The organism is Serratia sp. CY56464 (assembly GCF_052168435.1).
Taxonomy (GTDB): domain Bacteria; phylum Pseudomonadota; class Gammaproteobacteria; order Enterobacterales; family Enterobacteriaceae; genus Serratia; species Serratia marcescens.
The window spans coordinates 2,693,908-2,708,824 of record NZ_JBJNMV010000001.1 but is presented as its reverse complement, the minus strand read 5'-3'; the positions used below and the strand labels follow the sequence as shown (position 1 = coordinate 2,708,824).

The 14,917-nt window shown below is 58.4% G+C and carries 16 protein-coding genes; 10 read left to right on the top strand and 6 right to left on the bottom strand.

The features are described from left to right. Nucleotides 1–61 precede the first annotated feature (61 nt). The 4 genes from ACJ8KE_RS13200 (at nt 62) to ACJ8KE_RS13185 (ending at nt 2,672) form a co-directional block, all read left to right on the top strand. Nucleotides 62–1,237 carry a type I restriction endonuclease gene (locus ACJ8KE_RS13200; RefSeq protein WP_060444103.1) on the top strand — a complete coding sequence of 392 codons (1,176 nt, stop codon included), beginning with the start codon at nt 62–64 and terminating at the stop codon, nt 1,235–1,237. A gap of 239 nt (nt 1,238–1,476) precedes the next feature. Next, entirely contained in the window at nt 1,477–1,806 is a 330-nt protein-coding gene (locus ACJ8KE_RS13195) for a hypothetical protein (RefSeq protein WP_015376796.1), read from the top strand. Between the two features lie 75 nt (nt 1,807–1,881). Next, the gene (locus ACJ8KE_RS13190; protein ID WP_049299702.1) at nt 1,882–2,334 is read left to right on the top strand and encodes a thiol-disulfide oxidoreductase DCC family protein; all 453 of its coding nucleotides are present in this window, start codon (nt 1,882–1,884) and stop codon (nt 2,332–2,334) included. Nucleotides 2,335–2,420: 86 nt separating this feature from the next. After that, nucleotides 2,421–2,672 carry a hypothetical protein gene (locus ACJ8KE_RS13185; protein WP_016928917.1) on the top strand — a complete coding sequence of 84 codons (252 nt, stop codon included), beginning with the start codon at nt 2,421–2,423 and terminating at the stop codon, nt 2,670–2,672. Here the strand turns inward: ACJ8KE_RS13185 and ACJ8KE_RS13180 are convergent. The 3 genes from ACJ8KE_RS13180 to ACJ8KE_RS13170 all read right to left on the bottom strand — a co-directional run bounded on the left by ACJ8KE_RS13180 (nt 2,663) and on the right by ACJ8KE_RS13170 (nt 4,943). Continuing rightward, a complete protein-coding gene (locus ACJ8KE_RS13180; RefSeq protein WP_016928916.1) occupies nt 2,663–3,211 on the bottom strand; it encodes a GNAT family N-acetyltransferase in 549 nt (182 codons plus the stop codon). The genes ACJ8KE_RS13185 and ACJ8KE_RS13180 overlap by 10 nt on opposite strands. 95 nt (nt 3,212–3,306) lie before the next feature. After that, nucleotides 3,307–4,032, bottom strand: coding sequence for a DUF2076 domain-containing protein (locus ACJ8KE_RS13175; protein WP_016928915.1), 726 nt, complete (start codon nt 4,030–4,032; stop codon nt 3,307–3,309). A 107-nt stretch (nt 4,033–4,139) separates the two neighbouring features. Beyond that, nucleotides 4,140–4,943: a helix-turn-helix transcriptional regulator gene (locus tag ACJ8KE_RS13170; RefSeq protein ID WP_033641179.1), complete on the bottom strand. Its 804-nt coding sequence runs from the start codon at nt 4,941–4,943 to the stop codon at nt 4,140–4,142. A 117-nt stretch (nt 4,944–5,060) separates the two neighbouring features. On the opposite strand from ACJ8KE_RS13170, the gene ACJ8KE_RS13165 reads away from it, so the two are divergent. After that, on the top strand, nt 5,061–5,831 hold the full coding sequence (locus ACJ8KE_RS13165) for a class I SAM-dependent methyltransferase (protein ID WP_049299700.1): 771 nt from the start codon (nt 5,061–5,063) through the stop codon (nt 5,829–5,831). Between the two features lie 57 nt (nt 5,832–5,888). Here the strand turns inward: ACJ8KE_RS13165 and aqpZ are convergent, their stop codons facing one another. Continuing rightward, nucleotides 5,889–6,584, bottom strand: a complete 696-nt coding sequence (aqpZ, locus tag ACJ8KE_RS13160; protein WP_004940529.1) for an aquaporin Z — start codon at nt 6,582–6,584, stop codon at nt 5,889–5,891. Between the two features lie 425 nt (nt 6,585–7,009). Between aqpZ and ACJ8KE_RS13155 the strand changes: the two genes are divergently transcribed. Beyond that, nucleotides 7,010–8,374: an esterase-like activity of phytase family protein gene (locus ACJ8KE_RS13155; protein WP_261420039.1), complete on the top strand. Its 1,365-nt coding sequence runs from the start codon at nt 7,010–7,012 to the stop codon at nt 8,372–8,374. Between the two features lie 31 nt (nt 8,375–8,405). On the opposite strand, the gene ACJ8KE_RS13150 is transcribed toward ACJ8KE_RS13155, so the two are convergent. Then, nucleotides 8,406–9,581, bottom strand: coding sequence for a low temperature requirement protein A (locus tag ACJ8KE_RS13150; RefSeq protein WP_016928910.1), 1,176 nt, complete (start codon nt 9,579–9,581; stop codon nt 8,406–8,408). 309 nt (nt 9,582–9,890) lie between these two features. Here ACJ8KE_RS13150 and ACJ8KE_RS13145 point away from each other — a divergent pair, with 309 nt between their 5' ends. Beyond that, nucleotides 9,891–10,175, top strand: a complete 285-nt coding sequence (locus ACJ8KE_RS13145) for a YdgH/BhsA/McbA-like domain containing protein (protein WP_004940519.1) — start codon at nt 9,891–9,893, stop codon at nt 10,173–10,175. 241 nt (nt 10,176–10,416) lie between these two features. Then, on the top strand, nt 10,417–10,974 hold the full coding sequence (locus ACJ8KE_RS13140) for a class I SAM-dependent methyltransferase (RefSeq protein ID WP_016928909.1): 558 nt from the start codon (nt 10,417–10,419) through the stop codon (nt 10,972–10,974). On the opposite strand, the gene ACJ8KE_RS13135 is transcribed toward ACJ8KE_RS13140, so the two are convergent. Next, nucleotides 10,975–11,436, bottom strand: coding sequence for a GNAT family N-acetyltransferase (locus ACJ8KE_RS13135; protein WP_274985231.1), 462 nt, complete (start codon nt 11,434–11,436; stop codon nt 10,975–10,977). 218 nt (nt 11,437–11,654) lie between these two features. Here ACJ8KE_RS13135 and ACJ8KE_RS13130 point away from each other — a divergent pair, with 218 nt between their 5' ends. Next, nucleotides 11,655–12,770, top strand: a complete 1,116-nt coding sequence (locus ACJ8KE_RS13130) for an ABC transporter substrate-binding protein (RefSeq protein WP_240293904.1) — start codon at nt 11,655–11,657, stop codon at nt 12,768–12,770. Continuing rightward, nucleotides 12,763–14,886: a TonB-dependent siderophore receptor gene (locus ACJ8KE_RS13125; protein ID WP_049191782.1), complete on the top strand. Its 2,124-nt coding sequence runs from the start codon at nt 12,763–12,765 to the stop codon at nt 14,884–14,886. The genes ACJ8KE_RS13130 and ACJ8KE_RS13125 overlap by 8 nt, the downstream gene beginning before the upstream one ends. Nucleotides 14,887–14,917: the final 31 nt, after the last annotated feature.

Sequence of the window (14,917 nt, the reverse complement as noted above, 5' to 3'; positions counted from 1 at the left end):
AAAGCATTTTTGAACGTGTGATTTGAGACTACAGCGATTTAACACAGCAGAGGGATGGTTGATGAATGCATTCAGAGATAAGCTTAAGGCCCATGTTCTTCATGTGGCTTCTGTAGGCCAGCATTGCAATACTGAGGAAACGACTAAACAGGCATTAATTTTGCCGTTATTAGAAACCTTAGGCTTTCATCCGTATGACCCTACTAAGGTGAAGGCAGAGTATGGTGCTGATTTTCCAGGTGTTAAGGTGGGTGAGCGCGTTGATTACGCCCTTTTTTGTCATGCTGTTCCCGTCATGTTCATCGAGGCGAAGTCTTTCAATCAAAATCTGTCAAATCATAGTCCCCAACTATCTCGTTATTTTAATGCGACACCGGAGGTCACGGTTTCTGCAATAACGAATGGAAAAGAATGGCGATTTTTTACCGACCTGAAAGATAAAAATATCATGGATGATACGCCATTCTTGAAGATAGATTTTAATAATCTAAACGACTCTGATATTGATCAGCTCTATCGATTTAGACACGACCAATTTCAGCCGGAAGCGCTGCGAACCTTAGCTGAGGAAAGTATCTATCTGACTTCATTTACAAAAACAATCAGCGCCAGCCTTCGAGACGTTGATTCAGATTTTGTTCGTTATGTGGCAAGTCGCTCTAACGTTCAGCGTCAGCTAAATCAACGTTTTTTGGACACAATAACGCCATTGGTTCGTTTGGCTGTTGAAAAAGCGGTGAGTGCGATGGTCGTTTCTGGTTTGTCTGTGACGTCGGAAAATGTTGTAGCGTCTGAGTCACCAGATGAAGGTGAAATGCAAAACAGACCCGACCCGCTTGCCCCGATCGTTGACCCCGAAAATAGTAAAATAGTGACAACCTTTGCAGAAAGGTGTTTGTTTGACAATGTGGCGATGATCTTGGGCACTGAGGCAGAGTTGATTGCGAAAGATACGGAAAGCTATTACAGCATCCTCTTTCAAGGAAAGACGACGCGATGGGTTCTGCGTTATTTCGACAATAAGCAACGTCCAACCATTTTGCTTCCGCTTGAGATAGACGATGCCAGGCAGGCTGAGATAACTCGCGCCGGCCTGGAGTTGGCTGCAGGGGGGCATATCATTATCGACCGCCCGGAAAATATTTTGCGGCTAACGGGTTTGATCGTTGATTCTTACCAATATTGTATTAATGACGAAAACTTTAGGCAGAAGAGAAAAGATAAGCAGGAAAGTTAGTCCATACCCACTTTAATCCATTGATTGAAAAAAGAACATGAAGAGCTTTCCATGCAGGGCGGCATGTGCCGTGCGGAAAGTGGGAAAGATCGGAATGCTTACCAAATCTTCTGTTTTCATCACGTTAGACGCGGGATGTAAGCAAAACGCAGTGAGGCGAAAAGGTAGCGAAAAGCGGCTTTCTCATGGGCCGGGGGCGGGGTAGCGTAATCCCGAACCCGGCAAATGAGGCTAATTCAATGAAACAAGCAATCAAGATCCTGGCGCTGCCCTGCATGGGCATGGCGCTATTGTTCAGCGCGAGCGCGATGTCGGCGCCTGAGAAGCCTGCGGCCAACGCGTTGCCGCCTTTGATGGATGCGCCGATGCGCATGCCGCCTTTCCCGGGCGGGCACCCGCCCAAGCCGGGATTCTGCCACGGCGGCGAGCTGTTCTGCGCCACCTCGGCCAGCGACAATCCGGTGGAAACCATCAACAAACTGACGGCGGTGATCCCGGCGGGCAGCGCCAAACATTACGAAGTGCGCGTCGCGGTGGTGGCCGTGCCTGACGCGCCGCCTGCGCCTTAACGAGCCCTGTCATCCCGTCCTGGCCTGGGCGCGCCAGGCGCGTTAGGCTAAGGAGAGCGGTTCTCGGGAGGCGGGATGACCCTTTTATCACAGCTGCCTTATCTCCAGCCCGGCGATCGCGCGCTGTTGTTCGACGGCGAATGCAATCTGTGTCACGGGCTGGTGAGATACCTTATTCGCGCCGATCGGCAGCGGCGCATTCTGTTGGCGACGGTGCAATCCGTCGAAGGGCAGGCGATCCTGCAGGCGCTGGGATTGCCGACCGATCGATTCGATTCCGTGGTCTATGTTGAGCAGGGGCGCTGTTGGCTACGTTCGGCGGCGTTGTTTCAGGCGCTGCGCCAATTGGGATGGCCGTACCGCGCGCTGGCGCTGGCGCGTTACCTGCCGCCGCGACTGGCGGACAAGGTCTATGATGCGGTCGCCGGCAATCGCTACCGGCTGTTTGGCCGCAACGACGGTAGCGGCCTGCCGGGCGCCGATCAGCCCGGGCGTTATCTGTCTCGGCGGCGGGAGCCGCCGGCCTGAGCTTTACGCTTCTTTACCATCCAATCGCTTGAAATATCAGCACTCCAACTCCATATAATGGAACGTTCAACCAACAAGGAGGGCGTATGGGAATCAGTGAAGAAGAGCGCATTCGCCGTTTGACCCAGGAGAAAAACGACATGGGCAATACGGCGAAATGGGTGGCGATCGTTTCCGCCGTGTACTTTGCCTTGATGGTGTTTTACGGCCACCCGACCGGCGTGTTGGCGATGTCGGGCGCGGTGTTCATCGTGTCGACCACTACCTGGCTAAAGAAGCGTCAGAAGGTCAAATCTTATCGCATGGCATTGGCCAAAATCAGCGACGATCAGCCCTGATAGTCGCCGCGCTTTAGTGTGTACACCAGGCTCGGCGCGGCGCCGGGCACGTCATCCAGCGTATCCACCCGCCGCATGCCGATCTTTTCCAGCACTCGCCACGACGCCTGATTCTCCGCTCGCACAATGGCGGAAATTTCCTCCATCGCCAATCCGACAAAACCATATCGCAGCGAAGCCCGCGCCATCTCGGTGGCCAACCCCATGCCCCAGACGCGTGTATCGAATCGATAGCCGAGGTTCACGGTGCGCTGCGCGCCGAGCGGTTTCCAGGACAATCCGCCAAAGCCGATAATCCAATCCGGCCGTTCGCGCAGGGCGATCGCCCAGGAACCGTAACCGTGTTGTTGCCACCCGGAAATCCTCTCTTGCAGCGCCGAGGCGGCCTGCGCTTCGCTGGTGAGCGGGCCGGCGGGATTGAAACGCTGGGTTTGCGGATCGCCGAAGATGGCGTAGAAACGTGCGAGATCCGCCATCACCGGCGGGCGCATCTGCAGGCGTTCGCTGAAAAAAGGGTCTGAAGGAGTAAGGCTCATCATCGTTTCTCCCGGCTGGATAAATGAACAGTGTTCACTGTAGACCAGATTGGTGAAACGGGAAATCCCCCTCTGCGGGTGAGAGGGGGCGAAGGGAATTACAGGAAGGAGTCGTCGTCGTCGCTGTAATCGTCGTCGGCGTAATCCGTGTCGTCCTGATAGCTGGCGTTCTGGAAGCCGTTGTCCTGGTTCAGGAAGCTGCCACCATCGCCGTTGTTGAAGGTATCGAGGTTGTTGGAGGCGTCGAAATTGCGCATTGCGCTGTCGTCCAGCGGCGCCGGGGTTTCCTCGATAATATTTACGATTTCCTGTGGTTGCGAATGGCGGAACATGCCGGTCAGCATGTCGGCCAACACCACGCCGCCAGCGACGCCCGCCGCCGTTTGCAAGGCGCCTCCCAGGAAGCCGCCGGCGCGTGAAGGCGCCGCCTGCTGCGGTTGGGCATAGGCAGGCTGCTGCTGCTGCGCGTTGTTCCAGGCCGCCGTATTTTGCTGCTGTGCCTGATACTGTTCGCGCGGGCTTGGCGTGCGGCTGCCGCCGCCGAACAGACCGGCCAGGAAGCCGCCGCTGCTCTGCTGGCCGTTGGCGGTTTGCTGCAGCTGTGCCACCTGAGCCTCCAGCTCTTTGACCCGCTGATCCATCTGCTTGAGCGCCGCCTCCTGAATAATCATCGCCTGCGCCATGTAATAAGGGGCGGAAGGCTGCTCGCGAATATGCTGGTTGATTTGCTGCTCTGCCTGGAGATCCCGTGGGCCCGTCTTGGTCTCGGCGTCTTTCAGGCGGCCAAACAGACCATCGATAAGGCGTTGTTCTTCGGATTGCATAGGAGTACCTCAGGAGATAAATAACGGTGCTGGATGATCATTATCATCGGTATTAATCACCCTAGCGCGTTTACATGAACCAATAAATAAATGGCGGGTAAACTTGCCTATGAATTTGTTACCAATTGCGGCAGCGGGATTAGCATCACCAGCTTCAAACCGGCGTGTTCTGCCGGGTGGAAGGTCAGTTGGCGATAGCGCAGTGCGCCTTGCCGAGAATGTTCGAACGCTCTTTCGCCGCCTTCGCGCGCCATGACGTCATGTTGCTTCCACCAGTGATTAAAGTCCGCGCTGTTGTGCGTCATGTTGCGCACGAAGGCGCGCATCTCTTCGGTATTTTGATGATGGCTGGTCTCGGCGCGAAACTCGGCCACCACGCGGCGAGCGCGTTCCTCCCAATCGCTGACCAGCGTTTTCGCCAACGGGTGGAAGAACATGAAGTGCAGCAGATTGGGGCTGTTGGCCACATCCAGCCAGCCGCTGAACAGCGCCGCCGCCTGCGGGTTCCAGGCGACGACGTTCCAGGTCACGTCCAGCAGGTAGCAGGGCACCGTCATCTGGTGCACGCTTTGCAGCACCGCGTCGTTGGCGGTTTCGCGGTGTGTTTCCTGCTCGGGGTCGGCGACGCGCGCGAGGGTAAACAGGTAGTGGCGTTCGGCCGGGCCGAGCCGCAGCGCCTTGGCGATGCGTGCCAGCGTATAGGGGGAAATGGATACCTCGCGGCCCTGTTCGATCCAGGTATACCAGGTGGCGCTGATGCCGCTGATTTGCGCCAGCTCTTCGCGCCGCAGGCCGCTGGTGCGACGGCGCGAGGAGCTGGGCAGGCCGAGCATTTCCGGCGTGATGCGTTCGCGGTGCGCCCGCAGGAACGCGCCGAGGGCCTTTGGCCCGGATAAGGCTTCTGATGACATAGCGTGGTACCTATTTATACCAGGATAACTGCTCATATTGTACCCGTATAGTAGCCTGATTATAGTAGCCGAAAGCCTTCAGGCACAGGCGCAAGCCGGATAATAACGGGAGCAAACATGAGCATCAGCAACAGCCATAAAAACGCGGTAGACCGGCAGTTCGGCGAGCAGGCCAACGCCTACTTAACCAGCGCGGTACACGCGCAGGGCAAGGATTTGCAACGCCTTGCACAGTTACTGGAGCCGCACGCCGACGCGCGCCTGCTCGATCTGGGCTGCGGCGCCGGGCACGCCAGCTTCACGGCGGCGGCCAGGGTGGCGCAGGTGGTTGCCTACGATCTGTCGGCGCAAATGTTGGCGGTGGTGAAGCAGGCGGCGGCGGAAAAAGGCCTGAATAACATTCAGCTGCAGCAGGGCGTGGCCGAGTCTTTACCGTTTGAAGACGCCAGCTTCGATCTGGTCATCAGCCGCTATTCGGCGCACCACTGGCACGACGTCGGCCAGGCGCTGCGCGAGGTCAGGCGGGTACTCAAACCGGGCGGCAGAGCGATCTTTATGGACGTGGTCTCGCCGGGGCATCCGCTGCTGGATATCTACCTGCAAACCGTGGAAGTGCTGCGCGACACCTCGCACGTGCGCAATTATGCGCCGGGCGAGTGGCTGACGTTATTGACCGAAGCCGGGTTGGTGGTGCGTGAGGTGACGTCGGATCGCTTGATGCTGGAGTTCGGCAGCTGGGTGGCGCGCATGCGCACGCCGGCGCATTTCGTTACCGCGATCCGCGCGCTGCAGCAAAGCGTGTCGCAGGAGGTGGCGGCGCATTTCGCCATTCAGCCGGACGGCTCCTTTACCAGCGATATCATGATGTTTGCAGTGACGAAGGGCTGAAAGCAACGGGGCAGCCGATGAAGGCTGCCCCGTGAAACGCGATCGACTGCGATACGCTTATTTTTTGTCTTCCAGCAGGCAGCGGTAGATCAGGCCGCCGATAATGCCGCCGACCAGCGGCACCAGCCAGAACACCCACAGCTGCTGCAGCGCCCAGGTGCCCTGGAAGATCGCTACGCCGGTGCTGCGCGCCGGGTTGACGGAGGTGTTGGTCACCGGGATGCTGATCAGGTGGATCAGCGTCAGCGTCAGGCCGATCGCCAGCGGGGCAAAGCCTGCCGGCGCGCGCTTGTCGGTCACGCCGTGAATAACGATCAGGAAGAAGGCCGTCAGCACCAGCTCAATCACGATCGCGGCTTGCAGAGAATAACCGCCCGGTGAGTGTTCGCCGTAACCGTTGGAAGCGAAGCCGCCTGCGGTGGCGTCGAAACCGGCTTTGCCGCTGGCGATCAAATACAGCACCGCCGCTGCGGCGATACCGCCGATGACCTGAGCGATAACGTAAGGAATCACGTCTTTCGCCGCGAAACGGCCGCCGGCGAATAAGCCGACGGTGACCGCCGGGTTAAAATGCCCGCCGGAAATATGGCCGACGGCATAGGCCATCGTCACCACGGTCAAACCGAAAGCGAGCGCGACGCCGAGGAAACCAATACCCAGCTGTGGGAATGCCGCTGCCAATACTGCGCTACCACAACCACCAAACACCAACCAAAATGTGCCAAAAAATTCAGCAAAAAGTCGCTTTGACATAGATTCCATCCTGCGGAATAGACTAACGGGCGTTAGCACTAAAAACTATAGAACAGCTTTTTGAGTTCATGCAGATATTCTATAGAATTTTCTTAATGCACCTTGAATAACGGCGGTATTAAATCCCTGGTATTTTATTTTGTCTATGAGAAAAACACCGTTTTTCCCCGTGCCGACGCGCGTTTGCCGTTTTTTTTATCTTTACTATAAGAATTTACCCTAAGCAAAATGGCGGGCTATTTTTGGGCGGTTTTTTCCAGCGGTTTTCTCCATTCAATACGCTCAGGTTAATTGCTAATTTCTATTTGCCAGCCAACCTTATTGCTTGTTTTACATTTGACGCAGCGCCTGTTGTCATCTAAGTGTCATGCTAAATTAATATCTTCTTCTGCCTGATAACGCTTCATTCAACCTCGGGTAAAAACATGAGAATAAAATCGCTCTCCCTGCTGTTGGCTTCGCTGTTTCCTGTATTCACCTACGCTGCAGATATTGAGGTGGCGCGTTATGTGGTCGGCTTCCCCGGCGGGGAGCGCGTCGCCTATCAGGGGGCGTTTGCCAAGCATTTCCCGCAGGGGCTGCCGGTGGGGATCGGCTCAGGGCTGTCGTTCAATCGCAAGCAGGGCGACGATCTGGTGCTGACGACGCTGACCGATCGCGGCCCGAATGCTGATGCCCCTGCGGTGGGCAAGCAAGAAGCCAAGATTTTTGCCAATCCGCAATTCACGCCTCTGTTGATGGATATTCGCATCGGCGGCGGCGGCAAGGCCGTGGCCGAGAATGCGCGGCCCTTGCATGACGAAAAAGGGCCGATTAGCGGGCTGCCGCTGCCGAGCGAGCTGATTGGTTCCACGAACGAAGTGGCGTTGAACGACGCGCTGCAACCGCTGTCCGGCGATCGCCGCGGGTTGGATACCGAAGGCATCATCGGTGACGGCAACGGCGGCTATTGGCTGTGTGACGAGTATGGCCCGTTTCTGATCCACGTCGACGACAAAGGCAAAATTCTCGCCAAATATGGCCCAACGCCGCAGGCCGGCGAGCAGGCGGTGGCGAGCGGTTTGCCGAACATCCTGAAGTGGCGCCAGCCTAACCGCGGTTTTGAGGGGCTGACTCGGATGCCGGATGGGCGCATTCTGGCGGCGGTGCAGAGCACGCTGGATGTCGATGGTAAAAGCAAAAACAAGGCGCAGTTTACCCGGCTGGTGAGCTTCGATCCGCGCAGTGGCAAAACTGCGATGTATGGCTATCCCATCGATATCGACCGCTATAAAAAAGCCAAAGACGCCAAGATTGGCGATGTCGTGGCGTTGGACAACCAGCGCATCCTGTTGATTGAACAGGGAACCGGTAAAGATAAGACGATGATCAACAAGATCTATCTGGTGGATCTCGCGCAGGCCAGCGATCTGAGTACGTTTGATGGCCAGGGTAAAGCGCTGGAATTCGACGACGCGCAAGATCTGGCTAAACGCGGCGTGAAGCTGGCGCAGAAACGGGAAGTGGCGGATCTGCGCCAGTTGGGCTGGCGCCAGGAGAAAGCGGAAGGGCTGGCGCTGATCGACGATCGCACGCTGGCGGTGATCAATGACAACGATTTCGGCTTGCAGGCGAAGCTGGTGGATGCGTCGCCAAAGAGCAAAAAAATCGGCGACTACCAGTTGGAGAAAGAAGGGCGGTTGAGCCTCGACGGCGACAAGACCGACGCCCGTATCGAATTGCGCCCTCTGGAGCAGCCGGAGTCGCTGAGCGAGCTCTGGGTGCTCACCTTGCCGCAACCCTTGAAGTGATCGAGAGGGGGCGACAGCGCCCCCGTTCGCTTCAGGCTTCCGCGTGCCGCTGCGGCGCTCTGCCGCGCGAGATGCTCTCCCACACCGCCACCACCACCATGATCAGCGTCGTCAGGCCATTGACCATCAGCAGATCGGTTAAATAGGCGACAGGGGCCAATACCGCCAACGCCAGCAGCCCAACCAGGTGCGACAGCGGGAAACGGCGATACACCAGCCGTTTATACAGCGCGTTGGCGAACAGGTAGAGCGCCGGGCCGAGCAGCAGCACCGCCGCCGTGGCGTGTTGGATGCGGCCATCGGGATGGGCGATCACCAGCTCGTTGGCCACGGCGCAGACGATGATGGCACCCACCAGCGCGACGTGCACGTAGTGGAAATAAGCGCCCAGCTGGCCGGGGTTTTCCGCCTGGCTGATGGCGTGGCTGCCTGCTTTGCTGCTGGTGTCGAAGTAAACCCACCACATCGCCAGGCTGCCGAGAAAGGCCACCAGCGAGGCGATGAGCACCGGCAGACTCCAGCTTTCCATCTCGCTCAGGGTGGCGCCGGTGATCAGAATGGTTTCCCCCAGCGCCACGATAACGAACAGCTGGCAGCGCTCCGCCAGATGGTGGCCTTCGATGGTCCATTCGCTGCTGCTGTCCGAGCGCCCCAGCACCGGCAGACGGAAGCCGAACATCGGCGAGACGTATTCGCACAAGACGGCGATCGCCCACAGCGCCAGGCGGGCATTGCCTTCCTCCAGCCCACCGGCGATCCAGAAGACGGCGGAGATGCACAGCCAGCCGAGGATGCGGCGAAAGTTCTGTTTCAACGGGTGACCAGGCGCCAGCAGGCGCAGCACCGTGACAGAGCGGCCGACCTGAATGGCGACATAGAACAGCGCGAAGATCAGGCCGCGCTCGCCAAACGCCTGTGGCAGCGCGGCGGCGGCGAACAGCCCCAGCAGCATGATCGCGAACAGCAGCAGGCGGATCTGACGGGTATCCGGATTGAACCAGTTGGTGACCCAGGCGGTGTATTGCCAGGCCAGCCAGACGGCGAACCACAGCAGCAGGGTTTCCAGCGCGCCGGTCAGCGTCAGATGATGCAACAGATAGTGGGAGAGTTGGGTCACGGCGAAAACGTAGATCAGATCGAACAGCAGCTCGGAAAATGACACCGAAGCGCCCTGACCGTCACGCACGCGCAGCAGGTTTTGCGACATAAGCGTTCTTCCTTAAAAGGGTAAGCCACAAAATCAGCGTAGCTCAGCGCGCTCCGGCGGGTAAAAAATCTTAAATAGACGCAGCGCGCGTTCTTTCTTTCACCCTGCCTTTAATTGTTCATCAAATAGGGATAAGGTGAAGCCTATAAAGCCACTCTCGCCTGAAAATACACACCCGCTCTCACTTCCTCCTTATTCTCCTCACAATGATTGATGTTCTTTACGTTGCATGACGTCCGTTTTCATTGGCTGGCGGATAATTAACATCACTGACAACGAGCTAATAAACAAGAACACCTGGAGTCAATCATGAAACTCATCCCAAGCATCGCAGCCGTATTGATCGCCGCCGCTTCCTTCTCCACTTTCGCCGCGCCGCTGTCGTCGGTGAAACAGGTCAACAGCGAGCAGGCCGCCAATCTGCAAAGCATCGGCGTCGTGTCGGTTTCCGGCATTAGCGGCTCACCGCATGATGCCATCACCGCCCTTAAAGAAAAAGCCGCGGCGGACGGCGCCAGCCATTATCGCATTATCGGTCTGGACACCCCCGGGGATTCCAGCAACTGGCGCGGCAATGCGGAAATTTATCGCTAAGCATCGGCTTTTTTACGCTTTGGCCGTGGCAACACGGTCAATAAAATAAACGGTCGTAATAATTATCTGGGTAGTCGGTGTATAAACGACTTATTTTCAGGTCATTATTACGGCCGTTTTTCTTTGCGTGCCGCTGATGAGGTTGCATTTTATTACAACTGTGTCTGCCGCTTTCGGAATCATGTTAATGATTACTTAAGAAATTCGGCTCACATTGAGGGCTTAACCCAAGGAGGCCTCAATGTTAAATGCGACCCGGCTGCAACTGATGAATCACTTCGCTTACCTGCAGCAATTTATGGCTTCACCGCGCACCGTCGGTACGCTGGCACCTTCTTCCCCGTGGCTGTGTCAGGCGATGCTGAATCAGATTGAATGGACCCGGGCGTTGTCGATCGCGGAACTGGGGGCGGCCGACGGGGTGTTGACCAAACGCATTTTGGGGCGGATGCGCGCCGATGCGGCGCTGGAGGCTTTCGAAATCCAGCCCCATTTCGTGCATCGGCTGCGCGGGATAGACGATCGGCGGCTGCAGGTGATGGGCCATTCGGCGACCCGGATGGCCACGGATTACGACGTGGTGTTTTCCTGCCTGCCGCTGCTGTCGATCCCGGTCAGGATCAGCGTGCGCATTCTTCAGCAGGCCCGGCAGCGGCTGCTGGCGCGCAACGGCACGCTGGTGCTGTTCCAATACAGCCACCTGTCGGAAAAATTGCTGTCGCGCTATTTTCACTGGAGGCGCCTGCGGGTGGTGCGCAACTTCCCGCCGGCGCTGGTGTATGTCTGTACGCCGCGTTAGCTACAGTTTTTTCTCCATCACCACCACCTCTTCGTCATGCTGCCGCCGGCGCTCCAGAGGTTGCCAACCCCAGCCGGCGTACAACGCTTCCGATTTGTCGGTGATGAGATGCAGAACCGAGTGATGGCGCTGCCGTGCCGCCTCGACGATGGCCATTTCAAGACGGTGGGCGATGCCCTTGCGGCGGTGATCGGGATGCACGAAGACGCCGGCCAGCCACGGGGTGAGATCCTGGCGCTGATGGTCGTCGCTGGGCCACAGGCTGGCCATGCCCACCGGACGATCGCCGTCGATCATCATCAGCGTCAGGTGATCGTCGCTTGGCCGTCTGCATTGGGCGAAACGCAGCTGGGTGCGCGCCAGCGAACCGCCGCGCTGTGAGCCCCATTGGCCGAAAGCCCAGGCGGCGCACACATCGGCAAACTGCGGGCACTCCGACAGCGGAATGATGCGTTGAGTCATGGCGGTCTCCCGGTTTTTTGCTGTTTCCCCCTCCTATTTAACCGATTTTTCCGCCATTTTTTTAACTTTTTAAAGCCGCTATTTTAGCGGTTTCACGGTGTTTCACCGCGTGCCCGGCACCGTTTCCCGGATTTCTTTTGGCAATCGCGGCGTGGGATTGCAAGTGCTAATGAGAGTGATTATCATGCGCACACTATTTCCCCCGTTTCGGCTCAATCATGCGCAATTCCCTCATTTTACTGCTGCTTTCCCTGTGGTTCGGCGTGTTCTCCGCCCAGGCGAAGACGGTGACCGATATCACCGGCCGCCAGGTCGCGGTGCCGGACAACCCGCAGCGCATCGTGGTGGGGGAGAGCCGCATGCTGTATACGCTGGCGCTGCTGGAGCCGGGCAACCCGGCGCAGCGCATCATCGGCTGGCCGGCGGATCTGGCGCGCTTTGATGCGCAAAGCTGGCAGCTTTATACGCAGAAGTTTCCCCAGATAGCCCAGATCCCCGTCATCAGCGGCAATAACTTTCGCCAGGTCAACATCGAAAGCCTGCTGCAGCTGAAGCCGGATCTGGTGATTTTGGCGCGCTACGCGCGTGAAGACGGCGACAACGATCTGCTGGTTTCCGCACTGAGCAAGGCCGGCGTGGCGGTGATCTACGTCGATCTGCGCATCGATCTGCTGAACAACACCGTGCCGAGCGTGCGGCTGCTGGGCGAAGTGCTCAATCGCCAGCAGCGCGCCGAGCAATTCATCACGTTTTATCAGCAGCATATGGCGGTGGTTCAGCAACGGCTGGCGGGCTATCAGGGGCCGAAGCCCAAGGTGATGCTGCACCTGCATCTGGGGCGGCGCGACACCTGTTGCACCACCGCCGCGCACGGCAACCTCGGCGATCTGCTGACCTTCGCCGGCGGCGACAACATCGCCAACGCCAGCGTCAAAGGGGTGTATGGCGAGCTGAACCCGGAAACCATTCTGAGCGCCAATCCCGATGTGTACCTCGCCACCGGCATGGCCGGGCCGCAGGGCAAACGGCTGTCCGATCTGCGCCTCGGGCCGCAGGTCAGCCGACAAGAGGCCGCCGACAGCTTCCGCCAACTGATCGCCAAACAGCCGATGCTGACCAACCTGCAGGCGGTGAAAAACCACCGCGCCTGGAGCGTCTGGCACAATTTTTACCTCAGCCCGTACCATGTCGTGTTGGTCGAGATGTTCGCCAAAGCGTTTTACCCGGATCTGTTCGCCGACATCAACCCGCAGCAGACCTTCCAACAGTTGTATCAGCAGTTTTTGCCGTTACCTTTTTCAGGGACCTATTGGAGTCAGTTAGATAATGAATAACAACAAGCGCGGCTGGTGGTGCGCATTGCCTTTGGCGGCCTGCGCGACATCGCCGGCGTGGGCGGCGGAAAAAGCCGCGCCGCAGGAAGAGAACCTGGTGGTGGTCGGCCGCAAAGACGCCGACGGCGTGCAGAGCTATCAGCCGTTGACCAGCGTCACCGGCACCCGCAGCGAAACCAACCTGCTGAATGTGCCGCAAGCGATCGACGTGGTGCCGCAACAGGTGATTGCCGATCAGGCTGTCAGCAGCCTGGACGAAGCGCTGTACAACGTCAGCGGCATTACCCAGGCCAACACGCTGGGGGGCACCCAGGACGCGGTAATGAAACGCGGCTTCGGCGACAACCGCGACGGCTCCATTCTGCGCGACGGCGTGCGTTCGGTGCAGGCGCGCAACTTTACGCCGACCACCGAGCGGGTGGAGGTGCTTAAGGGGCCTGCCTCGATGCTGTACGGCATGGGCGAGCCGGGCGGGATGATCAATATGATCACCAAAAAACCCCAGCTGCAGCAGCACACCCACGTGGAAGGTTGGGGCAGCAGCTTCAACGGCGGCGGCGGCCAGCTTGACGTTACCGGGCCGCTCGGCACGTCGGGATTTGCCTATCGGATGATCGTCGATCACGATGAAACCGACTACTGGCGCAACTTTGGCCGCAATCGCCAGACGGTGATCGCGCCCTCGCTGATGTGGTACGGCGAGAACACCACCGTGCGGTTGGCCTATGAACATATGGAATACCTGGTGCCGTTCGATCGCGGCACCATTATCGATTCGCGCACCGGCAAACCGGTGAATACGCCGCGCGATCGCCGTTTCGACGAAGCCTATAACGCCACCCGCGGCGATCAGGACAGCGTCACTCTGCAGATCGATCAAACGCTCAATGAGCGCTGGAAAAGCTCGCTGACCTACGCCTACAGCCGCAACAGCTACAGCGACAACCAGGCGCGCGCTACGGCGCTGAACCCGGAGAGCGGCGCATTGAGCCGCCAGGCCGACTCGACCGCCCATGCCGTCAGCCACGCCAACGCGGTGCAGCTGACGCTCAATGGCGACGTGGACTGGGGCAGCATCAACCACCAGATGCTGTTCGGCTTTGATTTTGAAGATAACCGTACCTACCGCGGCGACATGATCCGCGGTAAAAAGAACAGCGATTTCAATATCTATCATCCGGTATACGGCCTGATGCCACCGTCGACCGCGGTCAGCGCCAAAGACAGCGACCAGCGGGAAAATCTCACCAGCTACGGCTGGTTTATGCAGGACTCCATCCAACTGACCGATAAATGGCTGGTGATGGGCGGGCTGCGTTACGACGCTTTCGACGTCTATGCCGGCAAGGGGCGGCCGTTCCAGACCAACACCGACAGCTCGGACGGCAAGCTGGTGCCGCGCGCCGGTGTGGTCTACAAGCTGACGCCTTACGTGTCGCTGTACAGCAGCTATACCGAGTCGTTCAAGCCGAACTCTTCCATCGCCACCCAAATTGATTCGCTGCCGCCGGAACAGGGCAAGTCATGGGAAGTCGGCGGCAAGCTGGCGCTGCCGAACGGCGTCACCGGCACGCTGGCGCTGTTCGACATCACCAAACGCAACGTGATGGTCAATGAGCTGGTGGAGGGCGAAACCGTGACGCGCACCGCCGGGCGCGTGCGTTCGCAGGGCGTGGAGCTGGACGTGGCCGGTAATCTTACCGACTCGCTGAGCCTGATCGGTTCCTATGCGTATACCGACGCCCGCGTGGTGGACGATCCGGACAACAAGGGCAAAGAGATGACCAACGTGGCGCGCCATACCGCCTCGCTGTTCCTGACCCAGAACCTCGGCAGCCTGGGCCTGTACAGCGGCGATGAGGTGCGCATTGGCGCCGGTGCGCGCTACGTAGGGCGCCGCCCGGGCGACGCCGCCAACAGCTTCTACCTGGATAACTACACCGTTGCCGATGCGTTCGCCGCTTACACCATGCCGATCAACGGCTATCGGGTGAAATGGCAGCTGAACGTGAAGAACCTGTTCGATAAAACCTACTATCCGTCCAGCGGCGGCAATCTGCGCGTGGCGGTGGGGGAACCGCGTGAGGTGGTGCTGCGCGGCAGTATCGATTTCTGAGCCACGGGCGGTGAAATTTGCTTAAATAACC

What these genes read in the sequence shown, in the direction of transcription:
- ACJ8KE_RS13190 (WP_049299702.1), top strand. Translation starts at nt 1,882, where the DNA reads ATGACCCTTTTATCACAGCTGCCTTATCTCCAGCCCGGCGATCGCGCG.
- ACJ8KE_RS13175 (WP_016928915.1), bottom strand. Translation starts at nt 4,032, where the DNA reads ATGCAATCCGAAGAACAACGCCTTATCGATGGTCTGTTTGGCCGCCTG.
- ACJ8KE_RS13130 (WP_240293904.1), top strand. Translation starts at nt 11,655, where the DNA reads ATGCGCAATTCCCTCATTTTACTGCTGCTTTCCCTGTGGTTCGGCGTG.
- ACJ8KE_RS13180 (WP_016928916.1), bottom strand. Translation starts at nt 3,211, where the DNA reads ATGATGAGCCTTACTCCTTCAGACCCTTTTTTCAGCGAACGCCTGCAG.
- ACJ8KE_RS13150 (WP_016928910.1), bottom strand. Translation starts at nt 9,581, where the DNA reads ATGTCGCAAAACCTGCTGCGCGTGCGTGACGGTCAGGGCGCTTCGGTG.
- ACJ8KE_RS13135 (WP_274985231.1), bottom strand. Translation starts at nt 11,436, where the DNA reads ATGACTCAACGCATCATTCCGCTGTCGGAGTGCCCGCAGTTTGCCGAT.
- ACJ8KE_RS13185 (WP_016928917.1), top strand. Translation starts at nt 2,421, where the DNA reads ATGGGAATCAGTGAAGAAGAGCGCATTCGCCGTTTGACCCAGGAGAAA.
- ACJ8KE_RS13125 (WP_049191782.1), top strand. Translation starts at nt 12,763, where the DNA reads ATGAATAACAACAAGCGCGGCTGGTGGTGCGCATTGCCTTTGGCGGCC.
- ACJ8KE_RS13200 (WP_060444103.1), top strand. Translation starts at nt 62, where the DNA reads ATGAATGCATTCAGAGATAAGCTTAAGGCCCATGTTCTTCATGTGGCT.
- aqpZ (WP_004940529.1), bottom strand. Translation starts at nt 6,584, where the DNA reads ATGTCAAAGCGACTTTTTGCTGAATTTTTTGGCACATTTTGGTTGGTG.
- ACJ8KE_RS13140 (WP_016928909.1), top strand. Translation starts at nt 10,417, where the DNA reads ATGTTAAATGCGACCCGGCTGCAACTGATGAATCACTTCGCTTACCTG.
- ACJ8KE_RS13165 (WP_049299700.1), top strand. Translation starts at nt 5,061, where the DNA reads ATGAGCATCAGCAACAGCCATAAAAACGCGGTAGACCGGCAGTTCGGC.
- ACJ8KE_RS13145 (WP_004940519.1), top strand. Translation starts at nt 9,891, where the DNA reads ATGAAACTCATCCCAAGCATCGCAGCCGTATTGATCGCCGCCGCTTCC.
- ACJ8KE_RS13195 (WP_015376796.1), top strand. Translation starts at nt 1,477, where the DNA reads ATGAAACAAGCAATCAAGATCCTGGCGCTGCCCTGCATGGGCATGGCG.
- ACJ8KE_RS13170 (WP_033641179.1), bottom strand. Translation starts at nt 4,943, where the DNA reads ATGTCATCAGAAGCCTTATCCGGGCCAAAGGCCCTCGGCGCGTTCCTG.
- ACJ8KE_RS13155 (WP_261420039.1), top strand. Translation starts at nt 7,010, where the DNA reads ATGAGAATAAAATCGCTCTCCCTGCTGTTGGCTTCGCTGTTTCCTGTA.